The organism is Exiguobacterium sp. A1_3_1, assembly GCF_048985645.1.
Classification (GTDB): domain Bacteria; phylum Bacillota; class Bacilli; order Exiguobacteriales; family Exiguobacteriaceae; genus Exiguobacterium_A; species Exiguobacterium_A indicum.
Genome location: NZ_WBYY01000330.1, coordinates 1 through 703 on the forward strand (window position 1 = coordinate 1; position 703 = coordinate 703).

The following is a 703-nucleotide window of genomic DNA, read 5'->3' on the forward strand; positions in this document are numbered from 1 at the left end:
TGCCTATACACACGTCCATCACGCATTGCATCATCTCGCGCGATTATCTGTTCTGGAAAAAGGAAAGCATCCCGAGACAGTCGTCTGGGAACAAGCGCGACTCGATGATCCGGATGTCTATAAACTATATGAACAATTATTGATGAGTGAAGAGACATTAGATCAACGTATTCACCTCGCCTTGATTGGACTTGAGCATCTTCTGCAGTCGAAGGTCTTATCGGGAGGACGCTATTTATTTGAAATCATGCGTGAGCGGACAAGTCCATGGACGATGTATGAATTGATGGAAGAAGAGCGACTACAAGAAGTCAAAGTGGATTTAAGTAGTCTGATTGATTTCTTCATGCGAAAAGGTCTGATCAGGATTTCGTATCAAACAACTAAAGGAGCAGGGGTCGAACTCGTAACGTATGAGCCGGTCGTATGACGATCGGCTTTATTTTTTCTATGTGTTGTTTTCGCTATATATAGAAGGAACAAGATTTTAAAAGTTTTTTTAGAAAAACTATTGACGGTATTATATCGAGATAGTATATTAATACATGTCGACAGGGCAACACGCACTGGACGGTGACGAGAACGAAAAAAGATTTCAAAAAGGGATTGACGCTTAAGTTATTCCGTGATATCTTATTAAAGTCGCTGAAAACGACACGACGAACTTTGAAAACTGAACGATGAGGCAAAAATCGTATTCTAC

1 pseudogene is annotated in these 703 nt (G+C 40.5%); it reads left to right on the top strand.

Features of this window, described 5'->3' with window-relative positions:
- Window positions 1-430 (top strand): annotated as a pseudogene (locus F8N00_RS18210) (hypothetical protein); the annotation flags it as partial.
- Between the last annotated feature and the right edge of the window lie 273 nt (window positions 431-703).